Below are 18,749 nucleotides of genomic sequence, written 5' to 3' on the forward strand. Positions count from 1 at the left end.
AGTACAAATCAAATTCTAAAGAATAGTCGTTTAGAATAAATGCATTAACCTATCCTAGAACCTGAGAACGCAAGAGAGAATGTGAATAATCATGATTTTCGATCACATATAAAAAATGGAGGAGTATATATGTCAAAAATAAAGAGTTCGAATATTGGTTATCCGAGAATTGGAGAAAATCGAGAGTGGAAAAGAGCACTAGAAAATTTTTGGAGTGGAGTTATTTCCGAGACGGAATTATTTGAAAAAACAACAGAAATCCGTTTACGTAATTTGAAAAAACAACAAGAAAAAGGAATCGATCTAATCCCGGTAAATGACTTTTCCTTATATGACCATGTCTTAGATACAGCCGTTACGTTTGGAATCGTACCGAAACGTTTTAACTATACTGGTGGAAAAGTAGATAAGCACACGTACTTCGCTATTGCACGTGGAACAGGTGGGACCGTCGCTTCTGAAATGACGAAATGGTTTAACACAAATTACCATTATATTGTTCCGGAATTAGATGATGTCACACCTTCATTAGTAGAGAACCGTGCTTTAACTTTTTATCAAGAAGCTAAAGAAAAACTAGATATTGATGGAAAGCCTGTCCTTTTAGGCCCCGTAACATTTGTAAAACTGGCAAAGGGTTATGACGAGCAGGAGTTTTCAACAATTGTGGAGACATTTGTACCATTATATGTCCAGGTCTTACAAGAACTTGTCGAAGCGGGGGCATCTTGGATTCAAATAGATGAGCCAATCTTAGTAACGCAATTATCGAAAGAAGAAATCGCAGTAGTTGAAAAAGTGTATCAGGCTTTTGCTAAACACGTACCTCGTGCGAAGATTATTTTACAAACGTATTTTGAAAAAATAACTGCTTATGAAAAAATAGTGAATCTACCAGTAAAAGCGATTGGTATCGATTTTGTTCACGGAGATTCTTTAGAATTATTAAAAACGTATGGATTTCCCAAGGGTAAGGTGCTAGCAGCAGGAATTATTGATGGACGTAATGTTTGGCGAGCTAATTTAGCAGAAAAGCGCACGCTGATGGAAGAGATTAGACAGCTAGTTCATCATGATCAGCTTATTATTCAACCATCTTGTTCCCTCTTGCATGTTCCGGTAACAAAAACATTAGAACAAAAGCTGGATAATGTCATTTATGACGGACTTTCATTTGCTGATGAGAAGCTTGATGAAGCAGTTACATTAGCGAAAGGTCTGAATCATGGTATGGTTTCCGTTCAAGATGATTTAAATCAAGCGAATGAGGCAATTAAACAATTAATAGAGACGTATCAATCCAATGATGAAGTAAGGAAAAAAGTAGCTCATTTAACAACTGACGATGCACAACGATCCATACCTTTTGCAGAAAGAATAGAAAAGCAAAAGCGGCGTTTGCAATTGCCATTACTGCCGACAACGACAATAGGCAGTTTGCCGCAAACGCCTGAAGTAAAAAGAACGCGTACCAAATGGAGAAAAGGTGAGATTACGGATCATGCGTATGAACAGTTTGTGAAGAAGCAAATGAAACGGTGGATCACAATTCAGGAAGAACTTGATATCGATGTTCTTGTTCATGGTGAATTTGAGCGAAATGACATGGTTGAATATTTTGGGGAAAAAATGAATGGCTTCACTGTGACAGAGTTTGGCTGGGTGCAGTCGTATGGATCACGATGTGTCAAACCACCTTTGATTTTTGGAGATGTGTCTTGGGATAAACCAATAACGGTGAAGGAGAGCGCTTACGCACAGTCGTTAACAGAACGTCCGGTTAAGGGAATGCTAACAGGGCCAGTAACCATTTTAAATTGGTCTTTTGTCCATGATGCAGCACCACGCTATGAAATTATGAAACAAATTGCATTAGGATTGCAAAAGGAAATAGAGTCTTTAGAGGCAAAGGGCATAACGATTATTCAAGTAGATGAACCAGCTTTACGTGAAGGGTTGCCGCTTAATCGAGCAAAGTGGGAGGAATATTTAAAACAATCGTCACTTGTCTTTCGTCTTGCAACGGCAACGGCTAGTCCCGAAACACAAATTCATACACATATGTGCTATTCCAATTTTGAAGATGTTTTTGATTGTATCGATGATCTTGATGCGGATGTCATTTCAATTGAAACGTCACGAAGTCACGGTGAGATCGTCTCCATCTTTGAAGAAAATACGTACCAAAAAGAAATTGGTTTAGGTGTTTATGATATCCATAGTCCCAGAATTCCATCTGTTTATGAAATCAAACAAAATATGAACCGTGCATTACAAATGATCTCACCTAATCAATTTTGGATTAACCCAGATTGCGGTTTGAAAACAAGAAAAGAAGATGAAACCATAGACGCTTTGAAAGTTATGGTGCAAGCTGCAAAAGAAATGCGAAATAAACAGTTAACTGTTCAAAAATAGTATAATGCGAACTTCAAAGATGAAATTTAAGTCAAAAATGGAGGAGGTACAGAGTCATTAAGCAACTGCAGGTGCGAAAAAGTGATTTTACTTTGTTAATCGCACCTGCGTCTAATGAAAACTTTCTATTGAAATAAAATTTGCTTTTTAATTTGGTTTCTATACGCATGACTGCTTGTAACCATAAAGAAAAATCAGAGATGACCCCTATTAGATAGAAACAAGCTGTTTGCTTTGATACATCTCTAAGCGTTTACAAGCAAAATGGTATTCTACTTGAAAAGTATTTACGATCATGTTAGGTGTTATTTTTGGTTTTAAGCGTTGTAACATAAATGTAGGAACACATAAATGGTAACTAAAATAATTTGCTTGCCATTCTTGTAATTCTGTAAAAAGTGTGGGTAGAAATTCTTGGCGACCAGCATGCCAAAGGTAATGAGCTATTTCATGCCCAAATTCTTGCCATTGCTCCTGTGGAGTGAGGTTATAATTTATAAAAATCAGGCATTTCTCATTTACATACACACATTCACTGCTATATTCCCAATAATAGACAGATACATCGAGCGAAGAGGCAATATTTTCGATTGTTAAATCTTTTGGTTTACGAATATGACGTTCCAGAAGAAGCTGCTGAATATAATCTTCTGTTCGAGAAAGATACATCAAATACCCCCTTAACAAAAACGAACATTTGTTCTTGTGAGAATAAAAATAAATAGTGTATAGACGTATACACTAATAAACGTTTATTCTTCTTTAAAAGCTTCCCATATCCTCTTCAGTCGTTTAAGATCTTCTTCTTTATTGTTTGGTAATTCTTTATACCATCTTTCTAGGGAAGGGTCATTACGAAAAGCTACAAACGCTTCCTCTTCTGTTAAATTCGGATTATTAGATCGTCCTAGTAAATAATCAGAAGTAACTTGCAAAGCAGTAGCAAGCTTATCTAATTCATGGTCTTTTATCGGTCTTTCTCCCGATTCGATCCGATTCATCACACTAACGTTTATGTCTAATTGTTTCGCAAGATCGCGCTGACTCCAACCTTGTCTCTCTCTCAATTGAACAATTCTCTTACCCACATTCAATGCCAACACCACTTTCAATTTTTGCATGATAGGAAACGATCATCACTCGCATCGGACGAATTATCTACCATGAAAATAAAATTCTAATTTATGGAAAGTTTTTTTATTTCTAAGGTTTATCGTATAAGAAAGACTAGATTTTTTCGATAAGCCAATTTTTTCTAAGCAATTTCATCATACCATTATTTAAACGAGTTAACAAACAATAATTTCTTAAATAGCAAGAACACAATTTGACATTTCTGTTTTAGAAATGTATGATAGGAACAAATGTTCTTTAGTTAAATTATGGAATACAAGGAGGGAAGGAATGAAACAGAAAAACATGTCATTTGATGAACAAAATTGTATTCGATGGGTGATAAGTGAATATCGAAAAGACCAAAGGGCAGGTGTTTTGGCTCCAATAATAAGAAGTAGATACGTAGAGGAATTATTTAGCAAGGGGGCTGGTTTTCATGAACAAGGAACAGTTAGAGAGAGCAATAAAAGATTATAGCTGGATGATTAGAGAAATAAAGCGTCAACGAATGATGTTGGAAGAAGATATCGGCTCGAAACTTGTTGCAGCATCAGGAGTGGAAGCTACGTTACCGAGAGCAAAGGGAGCCATAAATGACCCTGTTGGTAAAGAAGTTATACGACGAGATAAAAAAAGCAGTTGGTTAGCTAAATTAGAGAAAAAGGTATTGTTTATTCAAGGAAGATTATCTGCAATAGAGGAACCGAGAGAAATTGCTGTTTTAGAATGTATGCTGGATGGTATGACAATAAGTGCAATTAGTAAACATATGGGTCTTTCCAGAAAACATATCTACAAGATAAAAGAGACGATTGTAGATAGGATGTTACAGTTTACACAGTCTTCCCAGTAGATGACAACACAAAACAAGCTATTGTATACTAGGTTTACCGAACATACGATCCAAAAATGATTAATGTGCAATTGATTCGGATGTTTGAATTTAGGGAAATTGTCCGAAATGACGTTAAACTAAATAAAATAGAAGCGCGTTTTTCCGCCATCAAGATTTGGCGGGAAGCCACGTTTATCTAAGAAGTCTTCTTCCCCACATGATGAACGGTATGTAAGGCTTTTTTAGTTTGCTTTAAGGAGGTGTTCGCAAATGGTATAGGAGATAAATAAGTTGTTTCGTTGCAGTCCGTCTATAGCATAAGCAATCAAAAATTATAATTAGGAGGTCATGAAAATGACAGATACACAAAAGAAAATGCAAGCAGGTAAAAACAAGATTTTATTATTCCGTTTATTGGAGAATCAAGGAGAAGAAGCAGCTAAATTAGTATTTCAAACCGAGCATACGTTTAGTTATTCTCGTGAATTAGAAAGAATTATTACGAAAGACGGTTCTCTCATTAATGTCGGAGGATTGGAATCAGAAGTGGCTATTGAAGCTATTCAAGCAATGGATGATCCAGTTGCTAACATGCTTCGACAGTCAGTCATTCATGGACAAAAGCTGGAGTTATGGGAAGTAACTGTAGATGAAGAACTAAAAACAGCTGACAATAAATTTCCAGCTATTTATGCTCAAGGCTATTTAGATTCATGGGAAGATCCAGCTAGTGCAGAAGAAAATGCTGCCATTTCAGCTAACTTCACCGTAGAACTGGAGCCACAATTTGGTGAAGCAACACTCACAGAGGAGCAGCAAGCAGCAGTTCAATATGCATTCCAAGATACAAAAGCGGAAGCTCCTGTTGAGGGTTAATAAATCTTGCTGATCCTATTTATGTAAATGTAATCGATCTTGTATAAAATTTGCATGATGAATTGACGTAAAAATTTTATGTGAGAAATAAGTATGTAATTATCGTGGGTAAGAATAAGCTGACGATTTTTTACACTATATAAATGTTTAGAGTTTTAAGGGTTTATAGTAAGTAAAACTACGGCTTCCACCGTAAGAAATTGGTGACAAGCCAAGTGTTTTGTTGTCTAGGAAATTATAAAATTTTGCAGCTGTGGATAAACTAACTAAGTTATTTAGCCACGTCCTGCTCCAGCGCCCAGCAACTAGGCGACTTCACGAATCGCCTTACGATAAGGCATCAATGGTTCGTCAACACCGTCTCACCATGATTCCTAAAACTTTAGTCGTTTCGTTCCACTCGCTACGTTGCTAACCGGGCGCCCCGAGCCTTAGTTCAAGTAACCAATGAATACAGCTATATTCATTGGTTACTATATTTAAATTTTGGAGGTTGAAGAGACATGGAATTTACTATTAATGAAAAAGTGTATGAATTGAAATTTGGTATAAAATTTATTCGTGAACTGGACAAAGTGTATGAAGTGGATTATCAAGGGATGAAATTTGGAATGGGTGTGAACATGGCGTTTATGAATTTGCAGCAATGGAATCCAGTTGCTATTCATGCGGTTATTAAAGCAGCTATTTCCTATTTGGATACAACCCCAAGTAACAGTCAAATCGAAAAAGCTATTGAACAGTATGCTTTAGAAAATGACGGGCTTGAGGAATTATTTACAGCGTTAAAGGATGCATTGGGGAAGTCACCAGTCATGAAGGACACGATCAAACAAATGCAAGCAACAACCAATCACAAGAAAGCATAACCTCAAAAGAAGCATATGAGGATATCATTATTAACTGTTTCCGCTTTTTAGCGTTTACAAAACTGAAAGATATTGAAGTGCTCACGTTAGGGGAGTATGCTTTACGAATACGTGCATTTCGATTGCAGCAAGTAGATAAGGAATACAAGATGTATAAGCAAGCATGGATCAATCACCAAGTCACACTAACAAAAGAACAAGGTAAAAAGCAAGTACCTATTTACAAGCGATTTAAAGATTTCTTTGATTATGAAAAACATTTGAAGGAAGTAACCAAGCCTAAGCGGGTGAGTGATAAAATGAAACGTTTAGCAGCTATTGCTAAACAGGTGAATACGGAAAAGGAGGTGCCTTATGGCGGAAGGATCGAATGAGCCGGGGCGGTTTATGCAAGGCTTTAAAGTACAAGCAGAAGGGTTAAATGAAGCCGGGGATGCGTTTAAAACGTTGCAAGAGAAGGTAGACCCTGTCGTTACGAAGCTGGGAGAAATGCAGGAATCGTTAGGGTTTATCCCAGGAATGACAGAAGGAATTGCTCAAGTGCAGGCTGTACTAGACCCGTTTATGGGGATATTAAGCGGTATGCCTGTTTTGTTTGAAACAATTAATTCCGTGATGACGAATTTTTTACCAACTATGTTGGCATTGAAGGAAGGAGTCATGAGCTTATTTTCTATTTTAGCTGCCAATCCCCTCGCCTTAATGATAACGTTAGTGACTTTACTGGCAGTAGGGTTTGCTTATTTATGGACGAATAGTCAAACGTTTCGAGATATTGTCATGAGTGTGTGGGAATCGATCCGTGCATTTATAATGCCGGTGGTTCAGGAAATTGTCACGTTTGTTATGACACTTTGGGGATCATTGACAACGTGGTGGACGGAAAACCAGGCATTGCTTTTACAAATATTCCAATCTGTCTGGGGAGCAATTAAGACGGTTATTATGACAGTGATGAATATCATAAAGCCATTTTTAATCGCGGCTTGGACACTCATTTCAACACAAATTAAATTAGTTTGGAACATCATAAAAACAACGATAAAAATAGCTATGGAGTTAGTGATGGGCATTATTCGAACAGTGATGCAACTAATTACTGGAGATTGGTCTGGGGCCTGGGAAACGATTAAGTCCACGTTTATGAACATCTGGAATATAATGAAGGAATTTGTTTCCACCATGACTAGTACCATTTGGCAAACGATAAAAACAAAATTTACGCAAGTGAAGGAAACCATTGCTTCCTTAATTGGTAGTGCGAAAGATGCTGTCGTACAAGGATTTTTAACGATGGTATCGAGCGCTGTAGAAAAAGCACAGGCGATTGTAACTGCAGTGCGACAAAAATTCCAGGAAGTGTTTCAAGCGATACGATCAAAGCTCACCGAAGCTGTAACAGAAGTAGGAACGCAAATTGGTAAAATGCCTGGAAAGGTAATGGAGTTTGCTAGCAACATGGTGTCAGCAGGAAAAGATTTAATTATGGGCTTGATACAAGGTATTGCAGATAATGCTTCTAAGGTAGGCGATGCTGTGTTAAATGCTGCCAAAGATGCTGTCGGTGGTGTGTTGAAATTTTTAGGCATTAAATCACCATCCCGTTTATTTCGAGATATTGGCGATGACACGATGGCGGGATTTGCTATGGGGATTCAGCAAATGGCAAAAAATGTTGTTACTGCAGCGAGTGCGGTATCGGATCAAGTACAGGATTCCTTTAACCCGCAGTTTACATTACCGCGTATAGCTGGAGAGGTTCGTAGTCTTCATCAAGCTGTGAACGTTCAACCATCGCAACCGTTTTTAAATGAATGGGGTGCACAAAAGCAGCCTGCAGTAGTCCATGTTTCTATTGGCAAGCAGCAATTTAGTGCGTTTGTAGAAGATATTACGAATGCACAATCAAGAAAATCCAATCTAACAAGACAGCAGAGTTGGTAGGAGGTGTAGGATGTATACGTTTGTAGATACAGTAACGAAGGAAGCGGATGATAACAGCGAACGAGCCTCGCGATTGCAGACGATATTTAATGGAGTTAATTTAGATCATGATTTATCTGATCCATCAGGGAGTTTTACCACATTGGTCATATCTGGGAGAAGCAATCTGGAACAACGAATTTCGACAGTGGATGTACCAGGAATGCACGGGGTGTTAGAAGCAAATGAACCGACATGGAATGCGAAAGAAATTACGGTGAAATATAAGCTAACCGATCAAACAAAAGAAGGGTTTAGAAGGCGGTACAACCAACTAAATAATTTATTGCAAGAATCACAAAAGAAGTTAGCTTTTACTGATGAAGCGGCTTTTTTTTATGCGACTTTATCGGCAAATGATGTTCCAGAAGAAACGGCGAATAGCATAGTAGCTGAGCTCGTGTTTTTATGTTCCGATCCTTTTAAATACGGGGAAACATACAAATCGATTGCGTTGAAAAAATATACGTGGGAAGCATACAAAAATAACAAGTGGGGTGATTTTATTGGCAACTAGTACACCAAATTTGCAATTGGTAAAGCCAGAAATAACAGATAAAATTGATGTTTCTATTGCTAACTTTGCGCAAAATGCAGATAAAATTGATGCAGAAGTAGAACGGCTACAAAATAAGGATGAAGCTTTACAAACGAGTTTAAATGATGTGCATGAACATGTGACGACATTACAAAACGATGTAACAGCGATGGATGCAAAAGTAACCAACCATCAAAAATCGCTAGAGAAACACGGAGAAAGCATTGAACTGAACACGGGAAGTATAACGGAAAATAAAGCAGATATCACAGCGTTAAGCGAAGATATTTTATCGATTCACGAAAGTATTGGCAATAATGCAACGGTTGGACAAGAAAATCAAGCGAATATTACAGCAATTTTAAATGAAATAGAAGTGATTAAAGAGAGGATCACAGCGCTAGAAGCTCAACAAGGGATACCGCCTGAGGGTGAAGCATAATGCGTTGGATCGAGATGGCACAAAAAAATGAAGTATATGTGAATGGAACCGCTCCCGCGTCGCCTATGATTACATCTGTTTTAAAAGAAGGAATACCGTATGTAGAATACAGCTTAGCTGATGAAAAATTACGCCTGCACCATCCATTTAAAGTGAATGATGTGGTGACGGTAGATTTTTCAAAACAAAAGGTATGGATTAATGGGCAGTTACAAATGGAGGCTATTGATCTTGTCTATGCAGATTTCTTTCAATTAAGACCAGGGAAAAATGAAATAAAAACAATTCCTGCCATGCAATTAGAAGTAACGTATACGGAAAGGTGGTTGTAGAGATGAAAGAAAGGATTTTCATTTTTAATAAGTATGATGAGCTATTAGCCATCACTAACCACTATGTGGAGGCCATTTTTGAAGAGACGGTTGAAAAGCCCGTCTCTTTTTCGATTACTTTTCCTATGTCCGATAAGGATGCTGCCTATTTCGTAGGTGGAAACCAAGTTGCGTTTAAGGATTTAAAAGGAAACCTTCGTTTATTTACCATTCGTGAAGTGGATGATATCGACGGAGAAGCTCCGGAAAAGGTTATCCAATGTATGCCAGCGATGCAAGAATTAACAGATGTTATTGTGACGGATGGTGAAACGGTAAATGAATCCGCTGAAGCTGTGCTAGGTATTATTTTACAGTATTCCCGCTGGAAAGTCGGTCATGTAGCTGATTTAGGGTTATATGACATCAGCTTTTCCTATCAAAATGCCTACGATTGTTTAGGAAAGCTAACATCACGTTGGGGCGGTGAAATTGTAGATCGCATCGAGGTAGCGGGAAACAAAATAACCGGTCGCTATATTGATATTGTTCAGCGTAAAGGCTCAGATACCGGAAAACGTTTTGAAATGGATAAGGATATAAAGAATTTGACGAGGACGGTTCTATATTATCCGAAAACAGCTTTATATGGTCAAGGAAAATCCTTACAATCCGGTGAGGAAGGCGCTGGGAAAGTGACTTTTCGTGACGTAGAGTGGGTAAAAGAAAAGGGCGATCCCACGGATAAACCAAAGGGGCAAGCGTGGGTTGGTGATTCGGTAGCACTGGAAACCCATGGGGTGTTCAATCATGAAACAGGTGAGCTCATGCATCGATTTGGCTTATTTGAAGATAATGACGAGGAAGATCCCGAAAAGCTACTCGTAAAGACATGGGAGGCAGTTCAAACTGAAAAAGCTCCAAAGGTTCAATACGAAATGGATATCATTACATTTTATGGTATAGCAGATTACGAACATGAACACGTATTCTTAGGTGATACAGGCATTGCTAGGGACAAAGATATGAAACCGATGGTGTTAGTGGAAGCAAGAATTATGTCTTGGAAATATGATATTGGCAACCCGAGAGACGGGAGCCTTGTCTTAGGAAATATATTAGACTTAAATCCAGATGAGCGTGATATGGATTGGGTCATTGATAAAGTAAAAGAGGATAGCGCAAGTTGGGATGCTGGTGGTGGACCAATTACGGATGGAAGATTTCCTAATATTGTTCCTGATACGCCACAAGATGTTTCCGCAACAGGGTTATTTAAAAAGATTATGCTGTCATGGACATTTGAATCCACCTATGCGATAGCAGCTTACGAGATTTATGCAAGTCAAATAAACGGGTTTGTCCCAGATTCTACAAATCTTGTTTTCCGTGGCAAAGTAGGCGCATATAACTTTGATGCTGATACAGACGAAAAATGGTATTTTCGAGTAAGAGCCGTGAACACACATGGAACAGCAAGCGAGTACTCCGAACAGGTTAGTGCTTCAACGGTACAATTACATTTGTCAGATTTAGAGGAAATTGTCCCAGACTTTATCGAATACGGGATTTATAAAGGGGAAGCGAATCCTAGTCCAAGTGAATATAAGTACTGGTTAAACACAAGTGAAAACCCTAATATTCTCTATCATTGGGATGAAGAAAGCGAATCATGGAAGCCATTAGCACCTAAAAATGCAGCAGATGTAGGCGCCATTTCTATAGCAGATTATCAAGAACAAGTCGGTCAATTGGTTACGGATTTGGCGAATAAAGTAGATGCTGAATGGGTGAATGGTCGGCTAGTTGCAAAAGCGAATAAAGCGGATGTTTATACGGTAGAGCAATTAGATAATAAGTTTGATAATGTGGTATCCAAAGCGGTTTACGAATCTGATCAGCAAGGGATTATTACCGACTTGCAAAATCAAGAATCTCGCATTAGCCAGACGGAAACAGATATTCAATCAAAAGTTTCCAATCAGCAATATACGCAGGATAAGGAGAGTTTGCGCACTTCCATCAACGAAAATCAATCCAGCATTGAACAAAACGCGGAATTGATTGCTTCCAAGGTGTCCAATGAGGAATATCGAACGGACAAAGAAGGCATTATTAATGATATTAAGGCAAATAAGTCGAGCATTGAGCAGAACGCCGAAAGTATTAGAAGTAAGGTTGATGCGACATATGTCGAAGACGAGATTGGGAAGATTGAGGTCGGCGGGAGAAATTTAATTCAAGACAGTGAAGAGAGAACGATGGAGGCGGCATCCGATAACAATTTCATGCATGTAACTTTGTACAATAGGTTGGAAAAAGATACGATCTACACATTGAGTTTTCAAGCTGAATTTCTTGAAGGATCTTCTGATGTTATATCCATTTATCCGTATAAAAAATCAGGACAAAGTATGGCGGTTATTGACATGCCTTATCAAATCAATCGTATGTCCGCCACCTTTCAAACAGATAATCGCTTTCACTATAATTTGCTCGTTTATGCCGGTGAGAATGGAAATACGGCTGGAAATAAACTGAAACTAACAAGGATAAAACTAGAAAAAGGTAATAAGGCTACGGATTGGACTCCTGCACCCGAGGATACACAAGCCGAAATTCAATCCATTGAACAATATGCTTCCGAAATTGAACAAACGGCTAAAGGTATTAAGCAAAATGTTAACTCACTAGAAACTGATTACTCAACTTTCAAAAAAGAAGCCAATTCTACATTCGATCAACAAGCCACCCAAATAGCTTTAAGGGTAACGGAAACTATTTATAATACCGATATGGAAGATATGACCATGCGTGTTAGTGAGGCTGAATCTAGCATAGAACAAAATGCAGATGAAATCGTCTCTAAAGTAAGCAAAAATGGGGTTTTGTCTAGTATTAATCAATCCCCTGAGCAAATTAAAATTAATGCGCAACGCGTTTCGATCGATGGCGATTTAGTCGTTAGAAATGGGAAAGTCTATGTCAAAGATGGCATTATTACCGATAATTTGATTTCAGGAAATGCAAAAATTGACGGTGCTAAAATAGCTGATGCTTCCATAACAAATGCAAAAATAGGCAATATGTCAGTAGCAAAACTATCAGCAGGGACACTAGATACGAATAGAATAAAAATTCAGGGGGGGGATTCGACAGAATATTCTAAAATAGAAGGAAGTAAAATATTACTCCGTGGTACCTATAAGCGAACTTGGAAAGGGCAAACGTCTATTAGCAATGTAAATACACGTTTTATGAATGGTCATCTACGATTTCGAGATGAGAAAAAAAGTCAATCTATTTATATGTCAAGTTTTGGATTATCAACTTTTGTAGATGGAGAAGGGGAATACAGAGAAGAAAATGGCTCCTCGGGAACAATTGAGTGGTGGGACGGAACATATTCACCAAGTAATGCTAATGGGATTACTATGAGTAGTTATGGTGGGGTTGTAGCATTGAGATCTGATTTTAGTCATGTAGTAATTGATTCACATCGATCTGCAGATATAAAGAGTCAGGACTCTGTCGTCTTCATAACTCCTCGTGCATCTCTCCCAGGTAATAGTGATTTTTGGTTTAATAGAATATATGATACAAACGATGGGTTTTTGATGTTTGGTTCAAGAGAGACTATTCCTAATTCTGGATTGCGGTTTTCAAAGTCTGGAAATACTATATCTGTTGTCGATGAAAATTATAGTCGAGGTGGAAACACAACTTTTGATGTTGGAACTGTTAGGACGAACGCCATTTATAAACGTAATTCTGACAAAACTATTTACTGGAATGGTACAAGTGGAGGGAATACGAGTATTAATGTATCTAATAGTACGCTAAGAGCTTCAGGAATCAGGGCAAATACTGGATCATCAGATATTTTTCTAGCAACTAACGATGGTGCAGTCCGCGTAACGGATGGTAAGGGTTATAACCAGGGAAAAGGAATAAATTATAGACCTATTGCAGCTGAGAGGTTTGCACAGATTTCGAGTATTAAATATAAAAAGAATATTAATCCTTTAGGAGACCTTGGCCTAGAAGTAATAAATAAATTAAAAGTAGTAGAATACGATTTAATTAATAATCCAGATGCCGGGACTCAAACTGGATTACTTGCAGAGCACAGTAAGTTAGTTTCTACGGAGAGCCATACAGCTATTGACTTATATAAATTAGCTGTATACAATACCAAGGCTATACAAGAATTATCATCAAAATTAGAAAAAATAGTAGCTAAAATTGGGTCAGTTAAACTATAGTAAACAGAGGTGAAAAAGTTATGAAAATTAAAATCAATAAGATCAAACTAATTGACAGTATAAATATATTGGATGAGTTACCTTTAAAAGGTTTAAAATCTATCCATCGTAGTAGATTAAGAGAGAAGTTAACTTCTGAGTTAGAAAGAGTAATAAAGGAAGAAAAACAGTTAAAAAAGGACTATAGTAATGTCGATGAAAAAGGTGAGCCTATTATTAATGATGGTTATTACGATATTAGAGATATGGATAATTTTCAAAAAGTGTTGAGTGAATTTTATCAAGAAACAATAATAATTGATGATAATAATGATGAAGTATATCTTGAGTCAGTTAAGGGTGCTTTGGAAGATGCAGACGTACAGTGGTCAGGAAAAAAAGCAATTGATTATGCTTATCTTTATGATGCATTTCAAACAAACAAAGGATAAAATTACTATTAAAACCCATGTTATAGATTGGTTGTTGCACCATCTAAAGTAAGGTGTTTTAGAATGAAAGGAGGTAATTATGTCTCAATGGTACACAAATAAAGAATTATTTGAGCAAATTGCGGCTATTCAAGGTGAGTTTAAAGATTTGCGACATGAGATGCAAGAGACACGAAATATGATTAAGAAATATAATGGTTTACGCGAAGAGCTAGGGGTTGTGAAAGAAAAGGTAGAGAGAATGGAAGCAAAAACAGAAGGAAAATTTACGGTGTTGGAAGCTATCCGCCTTTGGGGTGGGTGGCTTTTTGCTTTTATTACACTGTTAATTTTGATTGGACAATATATTTAAACGAAAGGGAGGTAAACGTATGGATAAAGGTACGGTGGTTAGAACAATAGCGTTAGCGATAGTTTGGGTCAATGCCGTTTTAGTAAATTACAACTTACAGCCTATACCGCTGTTGGAAGAGGAAGTTATTGCATATGGAGTTACATTTATAGTCTCTGTGTGGACATGGTTTAAAAATAATTATATTACGCTTAGGGGAAGGCAACAAAAAGAAGTGCTACAAAGGTCAAACCTTACCAAATAGACAGACGGCTAGTCCAATCGGGCAAGCTGTCTTTTTAATACATTATATTAAAAGGAGGAATTTACAATGACAAAAATCGCTATTGGTGCTGGGCATGGAATGCATACGCCGGGTAAACGAAGCCCTGCTGGAGAAAGGGAGTGGACATTTAATAATAAAGTTGTGTCTGCGGCTATCAAGTATTTAAATAGGTATGCGAATACCACTGTTATACGGATGGACGATCCTACAGGAGATACAGATGTGCCGTTAACGACAAGAACGAATGTAGCAAATAATGCTGATGCAGATATTTTAATATCCTATCATCACAATGCGAATACCGGGCAATGGGGTTCTTGGACAGGAACAGAGACGTATTACTATCCGGGGTCATCTAGTGGATTAGCTTTAGCAAGAGCTATTCATCCAAGTATTGTCGGGGCGATGGGATTACGTGATCGAGGTATAAAATCGGCAAATTTTCATATGCTTCGGGAGTCCATAATGCCCGCTATTCTCATTGAAGGTGGATTTATGGATTCTACCATTGATATTGTCAAAATGCGCAATAATACGACGATGGACCTTACTGGAAAAGCTTTAGCAGATGCTATTGCTGCATATTTGGGATTACAGCCAGAGGGAGGCGGGACTACGTATACGGTTAAAGCAGGAGACTCATTATGGGGGATTGCACAGGCACATAGTATGACTGTTAGCAAGTTACAGGCGTTAAATAACCTTACCGATGACATCATTTATCCTGGACAAGTACTAGTCGTTAGTGGAGTCCCTTCAGGAAGTGCAAGTTTTGTAGAAGTAATTACTGCTAGTTTATGGGTATATAATGCTCCTGACTGGGACGCAAAATACGAAATAGTGCACCAAGGAGAGGTGTTTACGGTAAATGATGAATTATATGTAAATGGAACTAAAATGTATAAGTTAAAGTCTGGGTTATATATTACCGGAAATTCAAACTATGTACGTTATTTTTCTAAGTAGATGGAAGTAGATGGAATAGAGTGGATAGGATATGAAAAGAAGCGGGGAAGAAAACTCCGCTCTTTTCATATTTTTGATTTCCTATTAGCCACCAATAATATGATATCCAGAATCCACATGGAGGACTTCTCCAGTTACGCCGCGTGATAGCTCGCTCATAAAAAATAATGTTGCGTCTCCCACTTGATCTTGGTCTACATTTCTTCGTAGAGGTGCTTTTTCTTCAATAAGCCCTTGTTTTTCATTAAATCCGGAAACCCCTTTGGCGGATAATGTGCGGATAGGACCAGCAGAAACTGCGTTGACACGAATATCATATTTGCCCATGTCTTCAGCAAGATAACGGACGCTTGCTTCAAGGGAAGCTTTGGCGACGCCCATGATATTGTAATTTTGAATGACTTTTTCTGCACCGAGATAGGTTTGTGTGACGATGCTGCCACCTTCTGTCATGAGCTCTTTAGCAGCTTTTGTAACAGCAACTAATGAAAAAGCGCTAATTTCATGTGCTAATAGAAATCCTTCTCTGGACGTATTTGCGTATTCTCCCTTTAACTCATCACGATTGGCAAAAGCTACAGAGTGCACAACACCGTGAATGACTCCTACCTTGTCTTTAATAGTAGCAAATGCATTTGTAATACTTTCATCACTTGCAACATCACATTCGACGATCCATTTAGCTTCAATGTTATGCTTTTCGAGCAATTTTGTTAGCTTACCGTAAGATCTATCTTGACGGTATGTGAAAATTAAATTTGCACCGGCTTTATGTAATGAAGTCGTTACACCCCAAGCGATGCTTCGTTCGCTGGCAACGCCCATGATGACAATATTTTTACCTTCTACTAAGTTACTCATTAACGTACCTCCAATATCCTTTTTAATCGAGCATGAAAGTGCCTCAAGTTTATCATAAGGAATTATTTTCACAAAGAAAATAGTACATGGCACTTAAATGCTTCATTACATGTATTTTAATGCTTTTATTATAACCTAATCCTCGTTTTGAAAGAAACCGTTAGCTATGCGCATTATTTTGACAAGATAAAAGCTGATTTGAAAAGGTTTAAAAAAGAAATTAAAAAAAATTACATTTTCCCTTTACAAATGATATAGAACTAGGTATAATAAAATTCGTCAGTTTCGAAAAGGGAACTGGAAGATGAAAACATCCTGGCCCGTTGGTCAAGCGGTTAAGACACCGCCCTTTCACGGCGGTAACACGGGTTCGAATCCCGTACGGGTCACCATGGAGGATTAGCTCAGCTGGGAGAGCACTTGCCTTACAAGCAAGGGGTCGCAGGTTCGAGCCCTGCATCCTCCACCATTGCCGGCCTAGCTCAATTGGTAGAGCAACTGACTTGTAATCAGTAGGTTGGGGGTTCAAGTCCTCTGGCCGGCACCACTTTAAAAAAATGAATAAAGATTATTGTATGTGTTCATACTATTGGAGGGGTAGCGAAGTGGCTAAACGCGGCGGACTGTAAATCCGCTCCCTCAGGGTTCGGGAGTTCGAATCTCTCCCCCTCCACCATTTAAAATTGTTGGGCCATAGCCAAGCGGTAAGGCATCGGGTTTTGATCCCGTGTACCCCAGGTTCGAATCCTGGTGGCCCAGCCATTTTTTTATTTTAAGGGACTTTTCTAACCTATATGTAATAGAGCAATTGGCTAGAATGGACATTATAACTGGAATGCAATGAATAGGAGCCATTAGCTCAGTTGGTAGAGCATCTGACTTTTAATCAGAGGGTCGGAGGTTCGAATCCTCCATGGCTCACCAATATTTTAAATCTACATATTTCTACATAATTACAAACAAGGTTGCGACATGTTAGTGACCTTGTTTTTTTTAATATAAAAAACCCTTCTATTATTATCTGCTACATATGGTTATGTCAACGATTTAAATCAGGAATGGGAAAAACAAGAACAAATATTGTATATGTGTGGTGATAGGGTGGGTACATACCTTCATAGGATGCGGGATTTTTTGGATATTGATACGTATCGTTTCTCAGATGGTCAATTAGATTCTTTACTAGAAGAAATGCTTGAAAACATCGGACATACTGATCCTGAAATACGAGACGATCTTATTTACAATAGTTTCGTTAAACTGATATTGAAAGATTACGTAACGAAAGAGCAAACAATATATATTTTACAAAAGTGCATGAGTGAACAGTACCTGTTTTTTAATATAGAAGATAAAACGATAGGAGATAGCGTGTTTACTCGCTCATTTTCAGCGCTTGTAATAGCTACAATTTTATATAAGGATGCAACAACTAGAAACTTATCTAGTGAGCTCGTATTGCAGGCCATTCATGTAGGTATAGAATACTTGTTATTAGAACAGGACTATCGTGGTTATGTTAAAGAAAAAGGCTGGGCACATAGCATTGGACATGGTAGTGATCTGCTAGCTACTTGTGTATTACATCCTGAATTTGACGTCAACCAAACAAAAGCATGTCTTCCTGCAATAAGGACATGTGTTTTGGTTGAATATCCTTATATTGATGAAGAAGACGAACGTCTCATTCAAGTTATGGAAGCTTTAATTAAAAAAGGTATGAAAGATATAGAATTACGCAATTGGATTGAAGATTTAGAAGTAGAACTCCATCTCTCTCATAAAAGATACCGTATTGAATGGAATGTGAAACTTTTTTGTTATTCCTTATACATAGCTCTGTTAAAACACAGAGAATTTTCAGCATCTAGGCAAGCCATTTTAGATAAATACCAGCAAAATAATTAAAAATACATAGAATGGATGGGTAAAACCACAGCTACATAGCTAGTAATAAGGCGCTGTTATATTTTTTATATGCTGTTGTTCATAGTTGCTATTATACAACGGTTAGTTTTACTTTAAATTCATAACAATACTGTGGTATTATGTGTTTGTTTAGACTACAACCAATCAAATTTATAATATAATGTACAAAATCATGATATACTTTTTATAGAAATGTATATCTATAAAAACGTGTTCATATGTTTTAGGCTCTACGTACGTTATTCTTTTTACAAAGAACCGTTAAAACTTATATAAATGTTGATCGTGCTAG

At 37.7% G+C, this 18,749-nt stretch carries 19 protein-coding genes and 6 tRNA genes; 22 read left to right on the plus strand and 3 right to left on the minus strand.

The genetic code is table 11. The annotated features are described in order from the left end of the window. Positions 1 to 129 precede the first annotated feature (129 nt). On the plus strand, positions 130 to 2,418 hold the full coding sequence (gene metE, locus HLX49_RS02005; protein ID WP_296360672.1) for a 5-methyltetrahydropteroyltriglutamate--homocysteine S-methyltransferase: 2,289 nt from the start codon (positions 130 to 132) through the stop codon (positions 2,416 to 2,418). A gap of 210 nt (positions 2,419 to 2,628) precedes the next feature. Here the strand turns inward: metE and HLX49_RS02010 are convergent, their stop codons facing one another. Then, positions 2,629 to 3,087, minus strand: a complete 459-nt coding sequence (locus tag HLX49_RS02010) for an ImmA/IrrE family metallo-endopeptidase (RefSeq protein WP_296360673.1) — start codon at positions 3,085 to 3,087, stop codon at positions 2,629 to 2,631. An 83-nt stretch (positions 3,088 to 3,170) separates the two neighbouring features. Beyond that, positions 3,171 to 3,539 (minus strand): helix-turn-helix domain-containing protein, encoded by a 369-nt coding sequence (locus HLX49_RS02015; protein ID WP_296360674.1) that lies wholly within the window; start codon positions 3,537 to 3,539, stop codon positions 3,171 to 3,173. A gap of 283 nt (positions 3,540 to 3,822) precedes the next feature. Here HLX49_RS02015 and HLX49_RS02020 point away from each other — a divergent pair, with 283 nt between their 5' ends. The 14 genes from HLX49_RS02020 to HLX49_RS02085 all read left to right on the plus strand — a co-directional run bounded on the left by HLX49_RS02020 (position 3,823) and on the right by HLX49_RS02085 (position 15,667). After that, positions 3,823 to 4,011, plus strand: a complete 189-nt coding sequence (locus tag HLX49_RS02020) for a hypothetical protein (protein WP_073012464.1) — start codon at positions 3,823 to 3,825, stop codon at positions 4,009 to 4,011. Continuing rightward, positions 3,971 to 4,387 (plus strand): helix-turn-helix domain-containing protein, encoded by a 417-nt coding sequence (locus tag HLX49_RS02025; protein WP_073012460.1) that lies wholly within the window; start codon positions 3,971 to 3,973, stop codon positions 4,385 to 4,387. The genes HLX49_RS02020 and HLX49_RS02025 overlap by 41 nt, the downstream gene beginning before the upstream one ends. Positions 4,388 to 4,723: 336 nt before the next feature. Beyond that, complete coding sequence (locus HLX49_RS02030) at positions 4,724 to 5,245, plus strand: phage major tail protein, TP901-1 family (protein ID WP_073012457.1); 522 nt, start codon at positions 4,724 to 4,726, stop codon at positions 5,243 to 5,245. 503 nt (positions 5,246 to 5,748) lie between these two features. Continuing rightward, positions 5,749 to 6,114, plus strand: a complete 366-nt coding sequence (locus HLX49_RS02035) for a tail assembly chaperone (RefSeq protein WP_073012454.1) — start codon at positions 5,749 to 5,751, stop codon at positions 6,112 to 6,114. Positions 6,115 to 6,191: 77 nt separating this feature from the next. Beyond that, complete coding sequence (locus HLX49_RS02040) at positions 6,192 to 6,488, plus strand: hypothetical protein (RefSeq protein ID WP_206193300.1); 297 nt, start codon at positions 6,192 to 6,194, stop codon at positions 6,486 to 6,488. Beyond that, on the plus strand, positions 6,469 to 8,058 hold the full coding sequence (locus HLX49_RS02045; RefSeq protein ID WP_101932954.1) for a phage tail protein: 1,590 nt from the start codon (positions 6,469 to 6,471) through the stop codon (positions 8,056 to 8,058). Before HLX49_RS02040 ends, HLX49_RS02045 begins: the two co-directional genes overlap by 20 nt. A 10-nt stretch (positions 8,059 to 8,068) precedes the next feature. Continuing rightward, entirely contained in the window at positions 8,069 to 8,614 is a 546-nt protein-coding gene (locus tag HLX49_RS02050; RefSeq protein WP_101932953.1) for a distal tail protein Dit, read from the plus strand. Further along, positions 8,604 to 9,077: a hypothetical protein gene (locus tag HLX49_RS02055; RefSeq protein WP_101932952.1), complete on the plus strand. Its 474-nt coding sequence runs from the start codon at positions 8,604 to 8,606 to the stop codon at positions 9,075 to 9,077. Before HLX49_RS02050 ends, HLX49_RS02055 begins: the two co-directional genes overlap by 11 nt. Continuing rightward, positions 9,077 to 9,409 (plus strand): phage distal tail protein, encoded by a 333-nt coding sequence (locus tag HLX49_RS02060; protein WP_077706591.1) that lies wholly within the window; start codon positions 9,077 to 9,079, stop codon positions 9,407 to 9,409. Before HLX49_RS02055 ends, HLX49_RS02060 begins: the two co-directional genes overlap by 1 nt. A gap of 2 nt (positions 9,410 to 9,411) precedes the next feature. Beyond that, on the plus strand, positions 9,412 to 13,653 hold the full coding sequence (locus HLX49_RS02065) for a phage tail spike protein (RefSeq protein ID WP_296360675.1): 4,242 nt from the start codon (positions 9,412 to 9,414) through the stop codon (positions 13,651 to 13,653). A gap of 20 nt (positions 13,654 to 13,673) precedes the next feature. Beyond that, complete coding sequence (locus tag HLX49_RS02070) at positions 13,674 to 14,084, plus strand: hypothetical protein (RefSeq protein ID WP_296360676.1); 411 nt, start codon at positions 13,674 to 13,676, stop codon at positions 14,082 to 14,084. 79 nt (positions 14,085 to 14,163) lie between these two features. Continuing rightward, complete coding sequence (locus tag HLX49_RS02075; protein WP_073012430.1) at positions 14,164 to 14,436, plus strand: hypothetical protein; 273 nt, start codon at positions 14,164 to 14,166, stop codon at positions 14,434 to 14,436. Between the two features lie 19 nt (positions 14,437 to 14,455). Then, positions 14,456 to 14,680 carry a phage holin gene (locus tag HLX49_RS02080; protein ID WP_101932948.1) on the plus strand — a complete coding sequence of 75 codons (225 nt, stop codon included), beginning with the start codon at positions 14,456 to 14,458 and terminating at the stop codon, positions 14,678 to 14,680. A 66-nt stretch (positions 14,681 to 14,746) separates the two neighbouring features. Next, positions 14,747 to 15,667 (plus strand): N-acetylmuramoyl-L-alanine amidase, encoded by a 921-nt coding sequence (locus tag HLX49_RS02085; protein WP_296360677.1) that lies wholly within the window; start codon positions 14,747 to 14,749, stop codon positions 15,665 to 15,667. Positions 15,668 to 15,751: 84 nt separating this feature from the next. On the opposite strand, the gene fabI is transcribed toward HLX49_RS02085, so the two are convergent. Next, positions 15,752 to 16,528, minus strand: coding sequence for an enoyl-ACP reductase FabI (gene fabI, locus HLX49_RS02090; protein ID WP_296360678.1), 777 nt, complete (start codon positions 16,526 to 16,528; stop codon positions 15,752 to 15,754). 317 nt (positions 16,529 to 16,845) lie between these two features. Here fabI and HLX49_RS02095 point away from each other — a divergent pair. From HLX49_RS02095 to HLX49_RS02125, 7 genes are all read left to right on the plus strand, one after another. After that, positions 16,846 to 16,920: transfer RNA gene (locus HLX49_RS02095), tRNA-Glu, on the plus strand. A gap of 1 nt (position 16,921) precedes the next feature. After that, positions 16,922 to 16,997: transfer RNA gene (locus HLX49_RS02100), tRNA-Val, on the plus strand. 2 nt (positions 16,998 to 16,999) lie between these two features. Then, a tRNA-Thr gene (locus tag HLX49_RS02105) sits at positions 17,000 to 17,075 on the plus strand. 44 nt (positions 17,076 to 17,119) lie between these two features. Next, positions 17,120 to 17,204, plus strand: a tRNA-Tyr gene (locus HLX49_RS02110). An 11-nt stretch (positions 17,205 to 17,215) separates the two neighbouring features. Next, a tRNA-Gln gene (locus HLX49_RS02115) sits at positions 17,216 to 17,290 on the plus strand. A gap of 86 nt (positions 17,291 to 17,376) precedes the next feature. Then, positions 17,377 to 17,452 (plus strand) — tRNA-Lys (locus HLX49_RS02120). Between the two features lie 210 nt (positions 17,453 to 17,662). Continuing rightward, complete coding sequence (locus HLX49_RS02125; protein WP_296360679.1) at positions 17,663 to 18,436, plus strand: DUF2785 domain-containing protein; 774 nt, start codon at positions 17,663 to 17,665, stop codon at positions 18,434 to 18,436. Positions 18,437 to 18,749: the final 313 nt, after the last annotated feature.

It is taken from the genome of Virgibacillus sp. (assembly GCF_013393565.1).
GTDB lineage: Bacteria > Bacillota > Bacilli > Bacillales > Amphibacillaceae > Virgibacillus > Virgibacillus dokdonensis.